15 protein-coding genes are annotated in these 17,766 nt (G+C 66.8%); 7 read left to right on the forward strand and 8 right to left on the reverse strand.

Annotation, left to right across the window (positions count from 1 at the left end):
• Nucleotides 1-20 precede the first annotated feature (20 nt).
• The 6 genes from CXB49_RS12595 to CXB49_RS12620 all read right to left on the reverse strand — a co-directional run bounded on the left by CXB49_RS12595 (nucleotide 21) and on the right by CXB49_RS12620 (nucleotide 7,562).
• Nucleotides 21-440 carry a hypothetical protein gene (locus tag CXB49_RS12595; RefSeq protein ID WP_101708723.1) on the reverse strand — a complete coding sequence of 140 codons (420 nt, stop codon included), beginning with the start codon at nucleotides 438-440 and terminating at the stop codon, nucleotides 21-23.
• 156 nt (nucleotides 441-596) lie between these two features.
• The gene (locus tag CXB49_RS12600) at nucleotides 597-812 is read right to left on the reverse strand and encodes a hypothetical protein (protein WP_101708724.1); all 216 of its coding nucleotides are present in this window, start codon (nucleotides 810-812) and stop codon (nucleotides 597-599) included.
• Nucleotides 809-1,666, reverse strand: coding sequence for a ferritin-like domain-containing protein (locus CXB49_RS12605; protein ID WP_101708725.1), 858 nt, complete (start codon nucleotides 1,664-1,666; stop codon nucleotides 809-811). Before CXB49_RS12605 ends, CXB49_RS12600 begins: the two co-directional genes overlap by 4 nt.
• A 44-nt stretch (nucleotides 1,667-1,710) precedes the next feature.
• Nucleotides 1,711-5,601: an ATP-binding protein gene (locus tag CXB49_RS12610; protein WP_101708726.1), complete on the reverse strand. Its 3,891-nt coding sequence runs from the start codon at nucleotides 5,599-5,601 to the stop codon at nucleotides 1,711-1,713.
• A gap of 3 nt (nucleotides 5,602-5,604) precedes the next feature.
• Nucleotides 5,605-6,336, reverse strand: coding sequence for a response regulator (locus CXB49_RS12615; protein WP_101708727.1), 732 nt, complete (start codon nucleotides 6,334-6,336; stop codon nucleotides 5,605-5,607).
• Between the two features lie 11 nt (nucleotides 6,337-6,347).
• Nucleotides 6,348-7,562: an EAL domain-containing protein gene (locus CXB49_RS12620; RefSeq protein ID WP_101708728.1), complete on the reverse strand. Its 1,215-nt coding sequence runs from the start codon at nucleotides 7,560-7,562 to the stop codon at nucleotides 6,348-6,350.
• A gap of 258 nt (nucleotides 7,563-7,820) precedes the next feature.
• Between CXB49_RS12620 and fliW the strand changes: the two genes are divergently transcribed.
• Nucleotides 7,821-8,264 carry a flagellar assembly protein FliW gene (gene fliW / locus CXB49_RS12625; RefSeq protein WP_101708729.1) on the forward strand — a complete coding sequence of 148 codons (444 nt, stop codon included), beginning with the start codon at nucleotides 7,821-7,823 and terminating at the stop codon, nucleotides 8,262-8,264.
• Nucleotides 8,261-8,833 (forward strand): DNA-3-methyladenine glycosylase I, encoded by a 573-nt coding sequence (locus CXB49_RS12630; protein ID WP_101708730.1) that lies wholly within the window; start codon nucleotides 8,261-8,263, stop codon nucleotides 8,831-8,833. The genes fliW and CXB49_RS12630 overlap by 4 nt, the downstream gene beginning before the upstream one ends.
• Nucleotides 8,834-8,881: 48 nt before the next feature.
• Here CXB49_RS12630 and clpB read toward each other — a convergent pair whose 3' ends face one another.
• A complete protein-coding gene (gene clpB / locus CXB49_RS12635; protein WP_101708731.1) occupies nucleotides 8,882-11,461 on the reverse strand; it encodes an ATP-dependent chaperone ClpB in 2,580 nt (859 codons plus the stop codon).
• Nucleotides 11,462-11,638: 177 nt separating this feature from the next.
• Here clpB and mnmC point away from each other — a divergent pair, with 177 nt between their 5' ends.
• The gene (gene mnmC / locus CXB49_RS12640; RefSeq protein ID WP_158300815.1) at nucleotides 11,639-13,642 is read left to right on the forward strand and encodes a bifunctional tRNA (5-methylaminomethyl-2-thiouridine)(34)-methyltransferase MnmD/FAD-dependent 5-carboxymethylaminomethyl-2-thiouridine(34) oxidoreductase MnmC; all 2,004 of its coding nucleotides are present in this window, start codon (nucleotides 11,639-11,641) and stop codon (nucleotides 13,640-13,642) included.
• On the opposite strand, the gene CXB49_RS12645 is transcribed toward mnmC, so the two are convergent.
• Entirely contained in the window at nucleotides 13,643-14,068 is a 426-nt protein-coding gene (locus tag CXB49_RS12645) for a thioesterase family protein (RefSeq protein ID WP_101708733.1), read from the reverse strand.
• Between the two features lie 443 nt (nucleotides 14,069-14,511).
• Here CXB49_RS12645 and crcB point away from each other — a divergent pair, with 443 nt between their 5' ends.
• The 4 genes from crcB to CXB49_RS12665 all read left to right on the forward strand — a co-directional run bounded on the left by crcB (nucleotide 14,512) and on the right by CXB49_RS12665 (nucleotide 17,659).
• Complete coding sequence (gene crcB / locus CXB49_RS12650; protein ID WP_101708734.1) at nucleotides 14,512-14,892, forward strand: fluoride efflux transporter CrcB; 381 nt, start codon at nucleotides 14,512-14,514, stop codon at nucleotides 14,890-14,892.
• 159 nt (nucleotides 14,893-15,051) lie between these two features.
• Nucleotides 15,052-16,095 carry an ABC transporter substrate-binding protein gene (locus CXB49_RS12655; protein ID WP_101708735.1) on the forward strand — a complete coding sequence of 348 codons (1,044 nt, stop codon included), beginning with the start codon at nucleotides 15,052-15,054 and terminating at the stop codon, nucleotides 16,093-16,095.
• Nucleotides 16,092-16,880, forward strand: coding sequence for an ABC transporter ATP-binding protein (locus CXB49_RS12660; RefSeq protein ID WP_101708736.1), 789 nt, complete (start codon nucleotides 16,092-16,094; stop codon nucleotides 16,878-16,880). The genes CXB49_RS12655 and CXB49_RS12660 overlap by 4 nt, the downstream gene beginning before the upstream one ends.
• The gene (locus CXB49_RS12665; protein ID WP_101708737.1) at nucleotides 16,874-17,659 is read left to right on the forward strand and encodes an ABC transporter permease; all 786 of its coding nucleotides are present in this window, start codon (nucleotides 16,874-16,876) and stop codon (nucleotides 17,657-17,659) included. Before CXB49_RS12660 ends, CXB49_RS12665 begins: the two co-directional genes overlap by 7 nt.
• The last annotated feature ends 107 nt before the right edge of the window (nucleotides 17,660-17,766 follow it).

Genomic DNA, 17,766 nt, shown 5'->3' on the forward strand with positions numbered 1-17,766 from the left:
TGGCGGGAAGTCGGTAACGGTTAGTTGAGCAGGCAGGACACCGGCAGCGGCTGCTTGTCGGGCTTGACGAAGGCCTTGCGCGCGGAGTCGGCGGCTAGGCGCTCTGCCGAGTAATACTGTTCCAGCACGGCGCGGGCATCCTGCGCCAGGTCGGCGCAGCTGTCCAGGAAGGCCTGCCAGTCTTCCGTCAACGCCGGACAGGATTCGACGCGGCTGTAGGCGATCGCCAGCAGCGCCATCGTCAGCGTGTGGTTGTACTTGGTCGCCGCGCCGTTGGCCATCGCATAACGCGACAGCGCGTGCGCGCAGCGTGCCGCCGCCTCCGGCGCCGGGTACTCCCGACGATAGCCCCAGGCCGCGTACAAGTGGGCTGTGTGGTTAAAATCCGATGCAGGCAGCGAATGGGTTTCCAGCTGACGCAGGAATACCTGATGCTCCATGGTGCAGACACTCCGCAAGTGCAAAAAACGACAGGCTCGCCCAGCAGGGGAGCCTGTTGACTAAATATCCGGCGCGATTATGCGCGGCCCTGGTGGCAGCGTCAAGCCCGCGTGACGCGATGCCGCAACTTTAAGCCGCTGTTTTTAAAAGCCGTTTCATTTTCGTGGTTTTTGTAATAACACGCACAGCGAGGCCAGTTGCATGCCCAGGGCCGGCAGCATCAGCACCGGACACAGCAGGCGCAGCCAGGCGCTGTCCGCCTGCCCGCCCTGCCACAGGCCGGACAAGGCCGCGAACAACAGGGTGGACAGCGCCAGCATCGCCAGCGCCAGCTTGCGGCTGCGCTGCATGCGCTTGATCAGGTTCATCATCGGGTATCGCCTGTTTTTTCAGATTGGAAATCGGTCGCCGCGGCCGTCTCGCCCAGTCGGGCCAGTTCGGCCAGCTCGTCGGCGAAGAAGCCCGCGGCCGCGCGCGCGGGCAGATTATACTCGCCGGGATGAAGCCGCATGCCGTGCTCGTCGAGCAGCCGCAGAAAAGTGGCTTGGGGCGCCAGGCCGCGCTGTCGGCACAGTTCGCCGAACCAGCGGTTGCCTATCCCGACATGGCCGACCTCGTCGCGCAGGATGACGTCCAGCACCGCGACGCTGTCGTCGTCGCCTATGCCGGCCAGCTTGCGCTGTATGCCCGGCGTGACGTCCAGCCCGCGGGCCTCCAGCACCCGCGGCACCAGCGCCATCCGCGCCAGCGCGTCGTGATCGGTCTTGCGGCACATCGCCCACAGCCCGTCATGGGCCGGGAAATCGCCGTAAGCAAAGCCCAGCGCCGTCAGCCTGCCCTGCAGCAGGCGGAAATGGCCGGCCTCCTCGGCCGCGACCCGCAGCCAGTCGTCGACGAAGGCGTCCGGCATGTCGCGAAAGCGCCAGGCGGCGTCCAGCGCCAGATTGACGGCGTTGAATTCGATGTGGGCGATCGCGTGCAGCAAGGCGCCATGGCCCTGCGGCGTCGACAGGCCGCGGCGCGGCACCCGAGCCGGATGCACCAGTTCGGGCCGCTCGGGCCGGCCCGCCTGCGGCAACGAATACGGCGGCGCCTCGTCCCGCCGCGCCAGCCGCCCGGCATCCCAGTCGCGCCGGATCCGCTCTGCCAGCGCCAGCTTGTCCTCCACCACCGGACACAACAGCGCCGTTTCCAGCCAGGAATACAACGATTGCTCTCGGTTCATCGGAGCGATTCTAAAACGCCGCGCCGCGACAGGCAAAGCCGGAGTCAGCCTATGGTCTCCGCCTGCCTCGTCAGCCAGTCCTCGAACACCGCCAGCCGGGCCTCGAAGGTCTCCATCGCCTGATGCGCCAGTTCCAGGTTGCGTCCCTTGCCGGCCTTTTCCACCGTCTCGGCGGCATCGCCCATCGCATTGGCGCCCACCATGCGGCTGGCGCCCTTGATCCGGTGCGCGGAGAAGCCGACCCGCTCGGCGTCGTCGGCCGCCAGCGCCGCGCGCAGCTCGGCGACGTCCTCGTTGTTGCCGGTCTGGAATTCGCGCAGGATTTCCAGCTCCACGCTCAGTTCGCCGTTGCTGTACACCTCGAGCACGCTGCGGTCGACCGGCGGCGCCTCCGCGGGGGCCGGCGCCGACTCGGCCGGCGCGTCCGCGGCGACTGGCGCGACGGGTGCCGCCAGCGTCTCTACCCCGTCCGCGCCGCCGCCCTGCCCCATCCATTTGCTCAGCACCGCCTCCAGCGAATAGATGGACAGCGGCTTGGTCAGGAAGTCGTCCATGCCGGCCTCGCGGGTCTTGTCCATCTCTTCCTTGGCGGCATTGGCGGTGCAGGCGACGATGGGAATGCGGCCGCGCTCCGGGTGGGACTCCTCATGCGCGCGCACCAGCCTCGCCAACTGGTAGCCGTCTATGCCCGGCATGTGGCAGTCGGTCAGGATCAGCGAATAACGGCCGGACAGCCACTTGCTGAAGGCGCGATCGCCGTCCTCGGCCCAGTCGGCCGGATAGCCCAGTTTTTCCAGCTGCTTCAGCGTCAGCTTGCGGTTGGTCGGATTGTCCTCGGCGAACAGTATCGGGTACAGGCTCGCTCCGGCGCCGCCGGCGTCCAGCCCGGCAGCCGGCTCCATCGGCACCGGCTGTTCCGGCAGCACCACCGGCTCGACCTGTTCGGCCAGCCACTCCAGTTCCAGCAGCAGCCGCGCGCAACTGCCCTTGCCCTGCTCGCTCTCCATTTCGACATGGCCGCCCATCAGCCCGGCCAGCCGCCGGCAGATCGCCAGGCCGAGGCCGGTGCCGCCGAAGCGGCGGGTGGTTTCCGAATCGGCCTGGGTGAACGGCTGGAACAGCTTGTTCAATTGTTCGAGCGACATGCCGATGCCGGTATCGGCGACCTCGAAGCTCAGCACCTGGTAGTTGGCGATGGTGTCCATCACCTTGACCAGGATGTCGACGCGGCCGCTGGAGGTGAATTTGATGGCGTTGCTGATGAAGTTCTGCAGGATCTGCCGCACCCTGAGCGGGTCCATCACCAGCGTCGGCGCCAGTTTCTCGTCCAGCGTCAGCGTCAATTCCAGGCCCTTCTTGTTGGCGTTCTCCTGGTACAGGCTGCGCACGCTGTCCATGAAGGGCCGCACCGCCGTGCGGGCCGGCACGATCTCCAGCCGGTCGGCCTCGATCTTGGAGAAGTCCAGAATGTCGTCTATCAGCCGCAGCAGCGTGTTGGCGGAGTCCTGTATCGTCGACACGGTGTCGCGCTGCTCGCCGTCAAGCCGGGTCATCGCCAGCAACTCCAGCATGCCCAGCACGCCGTTCATCGGCGTGCGTATCTCGTGGCTCATCGTCGCGAGGAAGGCGCTCTTGGCGCGGTTGGCGGCATTGGCCTGGTCGCGCGCCATCCGCAGTTCGAACTCCGCCATCTTGCGCTCGGTGATGTCCAGGCAGGCCAGGATGATCACCGACTCGGCGGCGTCGGGAAACAGCAGCTGGCCCTCGAACAACACCCAGATCGGCCTGCCGGTGCCGGTCAGGCATTCCAGCTCGCAATGGATGCGGGCGTTGTCCTGCTGCATCTTGGACATCTGTTCGGCCAGTTCGTACCAGCCGTGCTCGGACGCCAGCAGCTCCATCAGATGCATGCCGGACAAGCCGTATTCGTCGCCGACGTCGAAAATGCCCTCGGCGGTCAGATTGGCCCGGGTGATCTGAAAATGCTCGTTCAGCCGCAGCAAGCCCACCGGCGACGCCGAATAAACCGCCTCCTCTTCCTGCAACACCGCGCGCAACTGCGCTTCCGACAGCTTGCGGCGGTCCTCCTCGGCATAGAAGCCCAGGATGTTGGCGTAGGCGCCCATCAAGGGCAGGATGCTGATGCCCAGCAGCGACAGCGTCGGACGCAATAGGCAGACGCCGGCGGCGGCCTCGCCGCCCAGCATCACCGGCAGCGACACCCAGGACGGTTGCGCCGACAGGCTGCGGAACAGGCCCGCCAGCGGCGCCGCCGCCTGCGACAGCTGCTGTATCGTCGGCAGAAAGTCCGGCCAGTCGCCGGCCTGCAGATGCAGCGCCTCGTCGTCGCCGTCCCGCGTGGACCACGCTACCAACAGGCAGTGTTCCGAACTGGTGAAATCGACGAAGGTGTCGTGCAGGCGCCGGAAGACCTCGCCGCGCTCGGCGCGCGACAGCAGCATCGATTCGATCTCGGAGATCACCGACAGCAAGGCCACGCTGCGCTCCAGCGAGGTCTCCGCCAGCCGGCGCTTGTGCTCGTCGCGGACGATCAGGATATTCAGCGGCGGGTCGGTGTCCTCGAGGAAGCGGCTGACGGTCAGCATCGCGTGAAAGCGCTCGCCGCCGCTGCCCATGCCCTCGACCGGCAGCGTGCGCCCGACTTGCACTTCCAGACCCGCCATCACCGCGTGCAGCTCGTCGTCCATCACGAACAGCTGCCGCACCGGCATGCCGATCAAGGTGTCCATGACATAGCCGAACATCCGGCCGGCGCCCTCGTTGGCCATGTCGATCACGCCATCCTGATTGACCACCAGCATCGAATCGCCGGACACGTCCAGCATGCGCTGCAGGAAATCCAGCGGCTTCAACACCTTGCGCACCATCACGTAGAGCAGGAAGGCCAGCAGCGCGAGCACCACCACGCCGAACAGGCCCTCGCGCAGCAGGATGCGTCGGTAATAGCTGCGATTCTCCTTGGCCACCTCGTCCGCCCGGGTCGAGACGATGTGCTGCGAGCGCTGCAACACATCGGTCAGCTGGCGCAGATTCAGCGCGTAGTCGTTGGCCTGGCCGAACTTCAGCTTGCCGTCCAGCTGCTCCAGTTGCAGTTGCACCAACAGCTGCTGCTTGTTCGCCATCTGCGACAGCTGGGCGAACTGCTGGGACAGCTGCGGATCGTTCAGGCTGCCGATGCGCAGCTGCAGCTTGGACAGCGTCAGCATCGCCGCGCTCAGCCGCCGCGCCAGGTCCTCCTCCACCCGGCGGTCCAGCCGGTGTTCCAGCTCCGCGCGCAGGACCAGCGATTGCGCGTTGGAGCGCAGCCAGAAGTCCAGCGTGCACACGTCCTGGGTCAGCCACGCCAGATTGTTGATGCGCGCGTCGCCGCTGGCCGCCATCTGCACCACATCCTCGTCCAGCAGGTGCTGGATCCGTTCCTGCACTTCGCGCGACTGCTCGAACATCGCGGTGGTCAAGTTCTCCCGCTCGTCGACGGCGGCGCGCCATGCCGCGCGCGCCTGGGAGCGCATCTGCTGAAACTGGCGGAACGATTGCCGCAACTGGGTCAGGCGCTGGGCGACGCGCGCCTCGTCGCGGCCGTGCAGCGAGGTGATCAGCGTCAGGAAACGCTCGTCCACCTGGCGCGCCTGCCGATCGAGCTGGGCCAGCTCGGCGGCGGTGGGCGGTTCCCGCCGCAGCAGCAGCATGCGGATCTGGCCGCTCTCCTGGTGCTGCAGGCCGGCGAACTCGAACATCAGCGCCGAGTCCTGGTTCTGCTCCACCAGCTGGCCGGCCTGTTCGTATTCGTCCCAGGCCTGCCATTGCAATTGCAGCATCACGCTGGCCTGCAGCAGGCCCAGCAACAGCACGATGGCCAGCACGCTGCGCCCGATCGCCATCGCCTGTCTGTGCCGCGGCCTGGCCTCGGTCATGTCCTAATGCCTCACTGTCGGATTGGCCGCCGCTTCGTTGACTTCCACCACATAAAGCTGCGCCACGCCGTAGCGGTCGCGATAACTCTTCAGCACCGCCAGCTGATTGGCGGAAATGGTCGCCCCGCGCGGCAGCAGCAGGTGGCCGGCCTTATTGCGCAAATCGCGCGTCAGCATCGCCCCCGGCTTGACATCGTCCAGCGGCATGCAATGTTCCTCCGGCTCCTCCTGGTAGACCAGGCCGCGAACCTCGAACAGGCGGCCGAACACCTTTCTGTCGTACTCGGTGCCGGTGGCCACATGGTAGTAGGCGAACGGGTCGATTTCCGGTCGCGGCCGTTGCAGCGCCGCCTGGATCGCCTTCTCGACGTCGGCCGGCTTCGGCGGCTTGACGACGAAACCGTCGGCGTGCAGCTGGCTGGCCAGCACCACATTGGCGCGGTCGGCGTGGCCGGACAGGAAGACGAAGGGCAGATTGGAAGCATTGGCGGTATGGCCGCAGCGCAGTTCCTTCAACAGGTCCATGCCGTTCATCGGCAGCATCTGCACGTCGCACAGCACGATATCGACCATGCGGATGTCCAGCATCCGCATCGCGATGGTGCCGTCCGCCGCCTGGAAAATGGATTCCTGCTTGACGCCCATATGATGCAGCGCCTGCGAGATCAGCGTGCGGACCAGGGTCTGGTCGTCGACGATCAGCATGCGCAAGCGGGTGAAATCGGTCGGAGCCATCGCGTCCTCCCTCACTCGACGGCCGCCCCGGCGCCGGACTTGCCGCCCAGGCTGTCGGCGGTCATCTCGACCAGTTCCTGCTCCGGCACCGCCGGCGCCAGATGCTCGCCGACTCCGTGCGGGCAGCCCAGCGCCTGCGCCAGCGCCACGCTTTCCTCGTCGTTCAGCCCCGTCGCGCAGACCGCGGCCTGCGGCAGGCCGAAATAACGCAGCAGCCGGAACGCGCCGGCGTCCTCTCCCAGCAGCGTCCGCAGCCAGCGCAGCGTTTCCGCCGGCACATTGACCTGGTCGAACGGAAACTTCAGCAGATTGCTGACCGTCAGCGAACCGGCGCCGAAACCGTCGGCCACCAGCCGGAAACCCAGGTATTTGATCTTGGCGACGTTCTCGAAGCACAAGGCGCCCGAGCGCCGGCTCAAGCCGTCGGCCAGCTCGAAGCCGATCCGGTCCGCCGCGACGCCGTACTGCTGCAGCAGCGCGAAGCAGTGGTCGAAGACATTGTCGGCGCCGAGGCAGGCTTCGTCGATGCGGATATTCATCGGACACTCGTCCAGCGCGGTGCGCTCGCCGATCTGCAGCAGCAGCTTCGCCATCCGTTCGACCACCGTCTCCAGCGCCACCGCCGAGGCCATCCGCCGCCCCGCCAGCAGAGGCAGCAGGTGTTCGAAATCGTAGCGGGCGCCGGCCACGTTCAGCGCGTTCAGCGAAAATCCCCGCAGCCGCCGGTCGGCCAATGAAAACACCGGGGCGAACTCCAGCCGGTAGTTGTCGTTGCAGATATCGTCGAGCAGCGCCTCGATGTCGACGCCCGCCTGCGGCCCGCCCCGCTCCAGCGCGTTGAAGATATTGTTCAGCGTGGCGACGAAGGCCTCGGCCGAATACGGCTTGGACAAGAAGCGGGTGCAGGCGATGCCGAGATTGGCCGACATGTCGGCTATCGTCTGCAAGGTTTTGTCGTCATAGCCGGAAATGATCAGCAGCGCGCCCTGATAGCCGAGCCGGGCGACATTCTTGATGAAATCGATGCCGTTCATGCCCGGCATGCCGATGTCGGTGATCACCAGGTGGTAGCCGCCCTCGGCGATGCTGCGCATCGCCTCCGCCGGGTCGCTGAACTCGTCGATGTCGACGGCGAAACGGTTGAAGAAGCTCGCCTGCCGCGAAATCAGCTTGCGCAGTACCAGCTGATCGTCGAGGATCAGGAACCGCTTCGGTTTCAACTCCATGCCAGACCGCCCCTTTCCAGACGGAACCGGACCCGGCTCCAAGCGCCGGGCGCAGACGCGCCGCCTTGACTTGCCGATTATGATTGAGTGAGCGCTGTGTGAAAAACCGCGGGGCGCCGGGGTCGTTTCCCCATTCCGGCGCTAAGACATTCGCGTAACATCACGTAACGCAATACCATGTATAGGCTGACAACTTTATCAGCACAAGCGGGCACGGCGTCATGCCCGCCGCAACCGTCCACGCCTGAGGAGAATCCCGTGCGCTTCGATTCCAACCAGTTGGGCAGCGTCGAGGTGGATGAAACCACCGTCATCACTTTCCCGCAGGGCATTCCCGCGCTGGAAAACTGCACCCGCTTCAAGCTGTTCCACGACATCACCCACCCGCTGCCGCAAGTCTATTGGCTGCAATCGCTGGACGACCCCGGCGTCACCTTCAGCCTGGCCCTTCCGGACAGGTTGGGCGTGCGCCTCCAGATCGAGCTGTCGGACGAGGAAGTGGCCGAGCTGGGACTGTCCAGCCCGCAGGACGCCGCCGTGCTGCTGATGCTGTACCGCCCGCTGGATGCGCAGCGCGAGTCCCATCCGGCGCTCGGCGCGCTGCAGGCCAATCTGTGCAATCCGCTGGTGATCAGCCTGGCCTCGCGGCGCGGCATCCAGAAAACTGGTCTGCTGATCGACGTCCTGCTGCACACGCCATGAACGAAACGCCACGCTGTCCCTGGTGCGGCGACGATCCGTTGTACGTCGCCTATCACGACGAGGAATGGGGCCGTCCCGAGCGCGACGACCGCAAGCTGTTTGAAATGCTGATACTGGAAGGCGCGCAGGCCGGGCTGTCCTGGATCACCATCCTGAGAAAGCGCGAAGGCTACCGCGCCGCCTTCCACGGCTTCCAGCCGGAAAAGGTGGCGGCGATGACCGAGGACGATGTCGAGCGGCTGATGCTGGACGCCGGCATCGTCCGCAACCGCTTGAAGATCAACAGCGCCATCCGCAACGCCAAGGTTTTCCTGCAGATGCAACGGCAGCACGGCAGCTTCGCCGACTGGTTGTGGGCGCACGTCGACGGCAAGCCGATACTGCGGCGCCGCGACGACGAACGGGTGCCGGCCAGCACCGAGTTGTCCGACCACGTCAGCAAGGCGCTGAAGAAGGCCGGCATGAACTTCGTCGGCAGCACGGTGGTTTACGCCTATCTGCAGGCCTGCGGCGTCGTCAACGACCACCTGCCCGGCTGCTTCCTGCACCCGGAACCGGCCGGACGATGAAAAACGGCCGCGCGAGCGGCCGTTTCTTCCGTCTACAAGGCGGGGAACTCAGTCGAAGGCCAACCGGCCGTCGCGCGCCTCCACCATCACCGTCGCCTTCGGCAGGTAGCGGCCGGCCAGTATCGCCTTGGCCAGCGGGTTTTCCAGCTCGGACTGGATCGCCCGCTTCAGCGGCCTCGCGCCGTAGACCGGATCGAAACCGACCTCGGACAGCAGCGCCAGCGCCTCGTCGCTGATCTGCAGATTCAGCTCCAGCTTGGCCAGCCGCGCCTCCAGGCCCTTCAGCTGGATGCGGGCGATGGCCTGGATGTGCTTCTCGTCCAGGCCGTGGAACACCACCACGTCGTCGATGCGGTTGATGAACTCCGGACGGAACTGCGTCTTCACCTCGGCCATCACGGCGAGCTTGATCACCTGGTAGTCGTCGGTGGCCATCGCCTGGATCTGCTGGCTGCCGATGTTCGACGTCATCACGATCACCGTGTTCTTGAAATCGACGGTGCGGCCCTGGCCGTCGGTCAGCCTGCCGTCGTCCAGCACCTGCAATAGCACATTGAACACGTCCGGATGCGCCTTCTCCACCTCGTCCAGCAGGATGACGCTGTACGGCTTGCGGCGCACCTGCTCGGTCAGGTAGCCGCCCTCCTCGTAGCCGACATAGCCGGGCGGCGCGCCGATCAGCCGGGCCACCGAATGCTTCTCCATGTATTCCGACATGTCGATGCGGATCAGATGGTCCTCGCTGTCGAACAGGAAGCCGGCCAGCGTCTTGCACAGCTCGGTCTTGCCGACCCCGGTCGGCCCGAGGAACAAGAAGGATCCATACGGCTTGTTCGGATCGGCGAGGCCGGCGCGCGAACGACGGATCGCGTCGGCCACCGCCGTCACGGCCTCGTCCTGGCCGACGACGCGCCGGTGCAGCACATCCTCCATCTTCAGCAGCTTCTCGCGCTCGCCGGTCAGCATCTTGGACACCGGGATGCCGGTGGCGCGGCTGACCACCTCGGCGATCTCCTCGGCGCCGACCTGGGTGCGCAGCAGGCGGTTGGGCCGGGCTTCGCCCTGGTCGCCGGCGGCCTCGGCCTCCTTCAAGCGCGCCTCCAGCTGCGGCAGCTTGCCGTACTGCAGCTCGGCCAGCTTCTGCCAGTCGCCCCGGCGCTTCAGCTCGTCCATGTCCACCTTCAGGCGGTCGATTTCCTCGCGTATGGTCTGCGTGCCCTGCTGGGCGGCCTTCTCTGCCTTCCAGATCTCTTCCAGATCGGCGTACTCGCGCGACAGCGCGGCGATCTCGTCCTCTATCAGCTTCAGCCGCTTCTGGCTGGCCTCGTCGCTTTCCTTGTTCACCGCCTCGCGTTCTATCTTCAGCTGGATCAGCCGGCGGTCCAGCCTGTCCATCGATTCGGGCTTGGAGTCCAGCTCCATCTTGATGCGGCTGGCGGCCTCGTCTATCAGGTCTATCGCCTTGTCCGGCAGGAAGCGGTCGGTGATGTAGCGCTGCGACAATTCCGCCGCCGCGACGATGGCCGGGTCGGTGATGTCGACGCCGTGGTGGATCTCGTACTTTTCCTGCAGGCCGCGCAGGATGGCGATGGTGTCCTCGACCGAGGGCTCGCCGACCAGCACCTTCTGGAAGCGGCGCTCCAGCGCGGCGTCCTTCTCGATGTACTTGCGGTACTCGTCCAGCGTGGTCGCGCCTATGCAGTGCAGCTCGCCGCGCGCCAGCGCCGGCTTCAGCATATTGCCGGCGTCCATCGCGCCGTCGGCCTTGCCGGCGCCGACCAGCGTGTGGATTTCGTCGATGAAGATCAGCGTCCGGCCGTCGTCCTTGGCCAGATCGCTCAGCACCGCCTTCAGCCGCTCCTCGAACTCGCCGCGATACTTGGCGCCGGCGATCAAGGCCGCCAGATCCAGCACCAGCAGGCGCTTGCCCTTCAGGCTCTCCGGCACCTCGCCGTTGACGATGCGCTGCGCCAGGCCTTCGACGATGGCGGTCTTGCCGACGCCGGGCTCGCCTATCAGCACCGGATTGTTCTTGGTGCGGCGCTGCAGCACCTGGATCGCGCGGCGGATCTCGTCGTCGCGGCCGATGACCGGGTCCAGCTTGCCCTGGCGGGCGCGCTCGGTCAGGTCCAGCGTGAACTTCTTCAGCGCCTCGCGCTGGCCCTCGGCGTCGGCGCTGGCGACGCTGTCGCCGCCGCGCACCGCGTCGATCGCGGCCTGGATGGACGCGTGGTTGCCGCCGTGCTCCTTGAGCAGGCGACCGGTCTCGCCCTTGTCCTGGGACAACGCCGACAGGAACAGCTCGCTGGCGATGAAATCGTCGCCGAGCTTCATCGCGATCTTGTCGGCGACGTTCAAGAGATTGGCCAGGTCGCGCGACACGGTGATCTCGCCGCCGGCGCCCTGCACCCGCGGCAGCCGTTCGGCGGCCTGCTTCAGGCCGCCCTTCAGCGCCGGCACATTGACGCCGGCGCGGGCCAGCAGGCCCCCGATGCCGCCGTCGGCCTCGTCCAGCATCGCCAGCAGCAAGTGCTGCGGCTCGATATAGGCGTTGTCGTTCGCCACGGCCAGGCTCTGGGCGTCGCCCAGCGCCTGCTGGAATTTGGTGGTCAGTTTGTCGAATCGCATCGTTGCGGCTCCCTGGATGGACTGTCGATGACTGTCATTTTGGGGAGGGCCTTAACCATTTCAAGAGTGGCGACATTCGCTTTGCCACTGTGGAATCGTTGCATGGCCCGTGCGACAATCGTCTCTGACCAAAACAGCCGGTCCGCGCCGCAGCGGCCGCGGACCTTTGCGCATACCATGACTAGCTCGAACGCTTACGGCATCGCTCCGCATGCCGAACTCGCCTGGCAGGACGGCCAGCCGCAATCCGTCGCCTTCGGCGATGTGTACTTTTCCCGCGACTCCGGCCTGGAGGAGACCCGCCACGTCTTCCTGCGCCACAACCAGCTGGAAGAGCGCTTCGCCGCGCTGCGGCCCGCCTCGCAGTTCGTCATCGCCGAGACCGGCTTCGGCACCGGCCTGAATTTCCTCTGCGCCTGGCAATGTTTCGCGGCGCAGGCGCCGGCCGACGCGCGGCTGCATTTCGTCAGCGCGGAAAAGTACCCACTGACGCCGGCCGACCTCGGGCGCGCGCTGGCCTTGTGGCCGCAGCTGGCCGCGCTGTCGACGCAGTTGCTGGAACAGTACGACGCGCTGACGCCCGGCTGGCACCGCTTCGTGCTGGCCGAGGGCCGGGTGATGCTGACGCTGATGGTCGGCGATGTGCTGGACGTGCTGCCGCGGCTGGACGCCCGCGTCGACGCCTGGTTCCTCGACGGCTTCGCGCCGTCCAAAAACCCCGACATGTGGCAGCAGCCGCTGTTCGACCAGATGGCGCGGCTGTCCGCCCCCGGCGCCAGCTTCGCCACCTTCACCAGCGCCGGCGAAGTCCGGCGCGGACTGGCCGCCGCCGGATTCGACGTGCACAAGGCGGCGGGGCACGGCCGCAAGCGCCACATCTGCCACGGCTGGATCGCCAGTCCACCGCAGCCCGGCTGGCAGCCGCCCTGGTATGCGCGGCCGCCGCAGCGCTGGCGCGAGCGCAGCGCCATCGTGGTCGGCGGCGGCATTTCCGGCGCGTCCACCGCCCGCAGCCTGGCCGGCCGCGGCTGGCAGGTGACGCTGATCGAACGGCTGCCGCACCTGGCCGGCGCCGCCTCCGGCAATCCGCAGGGCGTGCTGTACGCCAAGCTGTCGCCGCATCTGACGCCGCTGTCGCGGCTGGTGCTGTCCGGCTACGGCTACAGCCTGAGAACGCTGCGCCGCCTGCTGCCGCAAGGCGCGGACTGGCAGGCCTGCGGCGTGCTGCAGCTGGCCCACGACGAGCAGGAGGCCGCCAGACAGCGGGGACTGGCGCAACTGGGCCTGTCGCCGGCGGTCGTCCGGCCGCTTGACCGGGACGAAGCCAGCGAAATGGCCGGCGTGGCCTTGCCTCAGGGCGGCTTGTTCTTCCCGCAAGGCGGCTGGGCCCACCCGCCGGCGCTGGTCCGCCGGCTGGCCGACCATCCCAATATCGCGCTGCGCGCCGGCCGCACCGCGCTGGAGCTGAGCTACGATCCGGCCCAGCGCAGCTGGACGGCCAGCGACGAAAGCGGCGCGCTGGCGGTGGCTTCGGTGGTGGTGCTGGCCGGCGCGGCGGAAACCGCCCAGTTCGACCCGGCCAGCCACCTGCCGCTGAAAAAGATACGCGGCCAGATCACCAGCATCGCCGCCACCGAGCAAAGCGCCCGGCTGCGCACCGTGCTGTGCGGCGAAGGCTATGTTTCGCCGGCGCGGCAGGGACGCCACTGCCTGGGCGCCACCTTCAAGTTCGACGACGACGATCTGGCGCTGCGCGACGACGAGCACCGCGAGAACTTGTCGATGCTGACCGAGCTGTCTCCGGCCTTGCGCGCCAGCCTGATCGACGACGCGCCGGAGCAGTTGGAGGGCCGCGCCTCCTACCGCTGCACCAGTCCGGACTACCTGCCGCTGATCGGCCCGCTGGCGACGGCGCGCGATTTCGTCGACAGCTATCGCGACCTGGCGCGGGACGCCACGCTGAAACCGGAGCAGGCCTGCCCCTGGCTGGAGGGCCTGTACGTCAATACCGCGCACGGCTCCCGCGGCCTGATCACCGCGCCCTTGTCAGGCGAGATCCTGGCGGCGCTGCTGGAAGGCGAGCCGGCGCCGCTGCCGGCGGAGCTGATGCAGGCGGTGCACCCGAGCCGCTTCCTGCTGCGCGACCTGGTGCGCCGCAAACTGAGCCCGGACGCGCCCTGATCAGGCGGCGGGCAAGGCGGCCGTTATCGCCGCGCGGATGGCGTCGGGAATCGGCACCGACTTCTCCGCCTGGTAATCGACCCAGACCAGCGTCACCTCGGCGCTGGCGTACACCGTGTCCGGATCGCCCTGCCGATAGAAGCGGTGGCGCAGCTTCAGGCTGCTGCCGCCCAGCTTCTCCAGTTCGATGGTGATTTCCACCGTCGCCGGGTAGACCAGCGGCTTGCGGTAGCTGCAGCGGGTGTCGGCCAGCACCGGTCCCACTCCGCTGGGCTCGATGCCGAAACCGATGCTTTCCAGCCACTCGATGCGGATCTGCTCCAGATAGCGGAAATAATAAGTATTGTTCAGATGCCCCACCGCATCCATATCGCCCCAGCGCATGGCGATCGCGCGGCGGTCGATAACGGGAAACTGCGTAGTCAAGACGATTCCTTTCGCTGTAGTCCGGCCGGCAATCATACGGCAAAACACCTGACCGATAGTGCAAGAGCCTGTTCATGATTTTTACATCCGGCAGAAAACGCCCGCTGCCGGAAAAGATCGTGAACAGGCGCTTAACGCCATGCCAGGTCCATTGTTTTGCGAAAGTGTTAACCCGGCCGGAATTTCAATACACCCCGTCACATAAGCCATCAACAATCACGCTACTGCCGGCGCGGCGCCGGCCGGATAATCATCTCGTCAGTTCACGGGATTCTTCGGAGCCCGCGAGCCGGACGCGATCGGATTGCTTACCGCAGTCCGATCACCTGAGCGAAGGTGCAATTCAGAGCCCCCCTGGGGCTCTTTTTTTTATCCCTTCGCCCGCTAGGCGAAAGCCCCCGCGCGATGCACAATGGCATTCCCGCCCCCGATATCGCCAGACCATGTGGAAATCGATACTCGCCGTCTCCGGCGGCGCCGCGCTGGGCGCCCTGCTGCGATGGCTGCTGGGCCTGCGGCTCAACAGCCTGTTCCCGGCGCTGCCGCCCGGCACGCTGGCCGCCAATCTGATAGGCGGCTACATCATAGGCGTGGCGGTCGCCTGCTTCGCCGACCTGCCCAATCTGTCGCCGCTGTGGCGGCTGCTGATCATCACCGGCTTCTGCGGCGGCCTGACCACCTTCTCCACCTTTTCGGCCGAAGTCGTCGACCTGCTGCGCCAGGGCCAGCTGCTGCCGGCGCTGACCTCCATCGCCATCCACGTCAGCGGCTCGCTGCTGATGACCATCGCCGGCATCGTCAGCTGGCAGTTGCTGCGCCGCTGAGCCCCCTTTCCCGGCAAACGGCGCCTGCGCGCCGATGAAACTTTCGCAAACGACGACAGGTCACTCACCATGACTTGGTACGTCATAGAACATGTCCACCGCGGAAGCGACTTCGGCGACTTCCGCGTTTTTGTCCATTTGCGTTAAGGGAATCGGGAAATGAATCGTCACTCGCGTCGCGCCGTTTTATCGCTGGGCCTGGCCGCCCTGCTGGCCTCATCGTTGTCGCAGGCCGCCGAGGCGCCAAGACCGGAAAAGCGCGAGATCACGATAGCGGTGGGCGGCATCGGCGTGATGTATTACCTGCCGTTCGTGATCGCCAAGCAGCGGGGGTATTTCCACGACGCCGGGCTGAACGTCGAAGTCGTCGATTTCCCGGGCGGGGCCAAGGCCTTGCAGGCGCTGATCGGCGGCAGCGCCGACATGGTTTCGGGCTCGTTCGAGCACGTGCTGCAGATGCAGGCCAAGGGCCAGGCCATCCAGTCCATCGTCACCCAGGGCGAGATGCCGGGACTGGCGCTGATGCTGCGCAAGGACAAGGCGGCGTCCTGGCGCTCCCCGGCCAATCTGAAGGGGCTGAAAGTCGGGATCAGCGCGCCGGGCTCCAGCACCCAGCTGTTCCTGAACGCGCTGCTGGCCAAGGCGGACCTGAAGCCTGACGCCGTGTCGGTGATAGGCGTCGGCACCGGCGCCACGGCGATCGCCGCGCTGGAAAGCGGCCAGATCGACGCGCTGGTCGGCGTCGACCCCAGCGTCAGCGTGCTGGAACGGCACGGCAGCGCCGTCGCCGTCGCCGTCGTCGACACCCGCAAGCCGGGCGACAGCAAGGCGGTCTACGGCGGCAGCTATGCCGCCGGCGCCATCTACGCCAAGACCGCCTTCATCCGCGATAATCCGAAAACCGCGCAGGCGGTGGCCGATGCGATGACCCGCTCGCTGGCGTGGCTGAAACAGGCGACGCCGCAGCAGATCGTCGCGACCGTCCCGCCGGCCTTCTACGGCAAGAACCAGGCCGTCTATCAGCAGGCGCTGGCCAAGAACCTGCCCTCCTACACCGCCGGCGGCGTGATGACGGCCGAGGCGGCGCGCAATGTCTACCAGTCGCTGCTGCCGAACCATCCGGCGCTGAAGCGGATCAGCCTGGAATCCTGCTATGACAACCGTTTCGTGCTGCAAGCCGGCAAGCAGGCGGCGAAGCCGTGACGTCGCCGGCGCTCGCCTTCGAAAGCGTGACGGCCGGCTATGCGCCCGGCCGGCCGGTGGTCGAGCAGTTCGACCTGCAGCTGATGCCCGGCGAGTTTCTGGCGCTGGTCGGCCCGTCCGGCTGCGGCAAATCGACATTGCTGAACCTGGCCGCCGGCCTGCAGGCGCCGGACGCGGGACGGGTGACCGTCGATGGCCAGCCGCTGGCCGGCCCGAACCGCCATGCCGGCTATATGCAGCAAGCCGACACGCTGCTGCCGTGGAAATCCGCGCTGGACAATGTGGCGCTGGGTCCGATATTGCGCGGCATGGACAAGGCGGAGGCGCGGCGGCTGGCACGTCAATGGTTGCGGACCGTCGGCCTGGCCGCCGATGTCGACCGCTATCCGGCGCAACTGTCCGGCGGCATGAAAAAGCGGGTGGCGCTGGCGCAGATGCTGATCACCGACTCGCCGATACTGCTGCTGGACGAACCGTTTTCGGCGCTGGACGCGCAACTGAGACAGCAAATGGGCACCGAGCTGCTGCGCCTGATGCGGACAGGCCGCCGGTCTGCGCTGCTGATCACCCATGACCTGCAGGAAGCCATCGCGCTGGCCGACAGGGTGGTGGTCCTGTCGGCCGGGCCGCGCTGCCAGGTGGTGGAGAGCCTCGCCATCCAACTGCCGCGCCCACGCGTCGTCGAGGACATGCTGCAGCAGCCCCGCTTCATGGACTACCACGCCGCCTTGTGGAGCGTGCTGAGACAACAGGTCCGGCGGGCCGAGAAGGAGACGGCATGCTGACGGCGCGGCCTATCGCCCTGACGGCCTTGCGGCTGGGACTGCTGCTCGTTGTGTTCGGCGCCTGGTGGGGGCTGACCGCCAGCGAAATCCTGCCGCCGTTCTTCTTCGGCGAGCCGGTCAAGGTGGGCCGGCAGCTGTACGACTGGTTCGCCGACGGATCCGTGTTCGCCCATCTGGGCGTGACATTGCTGGAGACTTTGCTGGCCCTGCTGATCGGCTCGCTCGCCGGCGCCGGCGTCGGCCTGTGGCTGGCGCTTTCGCCATTGGCCGCGGCGCTACTGGACCCCTATATCAAGGCGGCCAACGCGATGCCGCGCGTGGTGCTGGCGCCTATCTTCGCGGTCTGGTTCGGCCTCGGCGTCGCGTCGAAGGTGGCGCTGGGCATCACCCTGGTGTTTTTCGTGGTGTTCTTCAACGTCTACCAGGGCGTGCGGGAAGTCGATCCCCGGCTGCTGGCGAACGCCCGGATGCTGGGCGCCGGCCGAGGCCAGCTGATGCGGCACGTCTATCTGCCGTCGGCCGCCGGCTGGCTGTTCTCCAGCATGCACAACGCGGTCGGCATGGCCTTCGTCGGCGCCGTGGTCGGCGAGTATCTCGGCTCGGCGCGTGGCATGGGTTATCTGATCCTGCAGGCGGAGGGCATGTTCGACATCAATGCCGTCATCGCCGGCATCGTCGTGCTGACCGCTTGCGCGCTGGGACTGGACGCGCTGGTGAGCCGGGCCGAGCGGCGCGCCCTGCACTGGCGTCCGACGGCCAGGGCCGAGACCGGGGGATAGCAGACGCTGAACAGGTTCTAAGAGCCTCTACTGAGCCAAGGCGCGCCGACACAGGCAGTACCAGTCGTACGACAAGAAGGCGCAACGCAGGATCAGGGGTTTTGTCA

This window comes from Chromobacterium sp. ATCC 53434 (genome assembly GCF_002848345.1).
GTDB lineage: Bacteria > Pseudomonadota > Gammaproteobacteria > Burkholderiales > Chromobacteriaceae > Chromobacterium.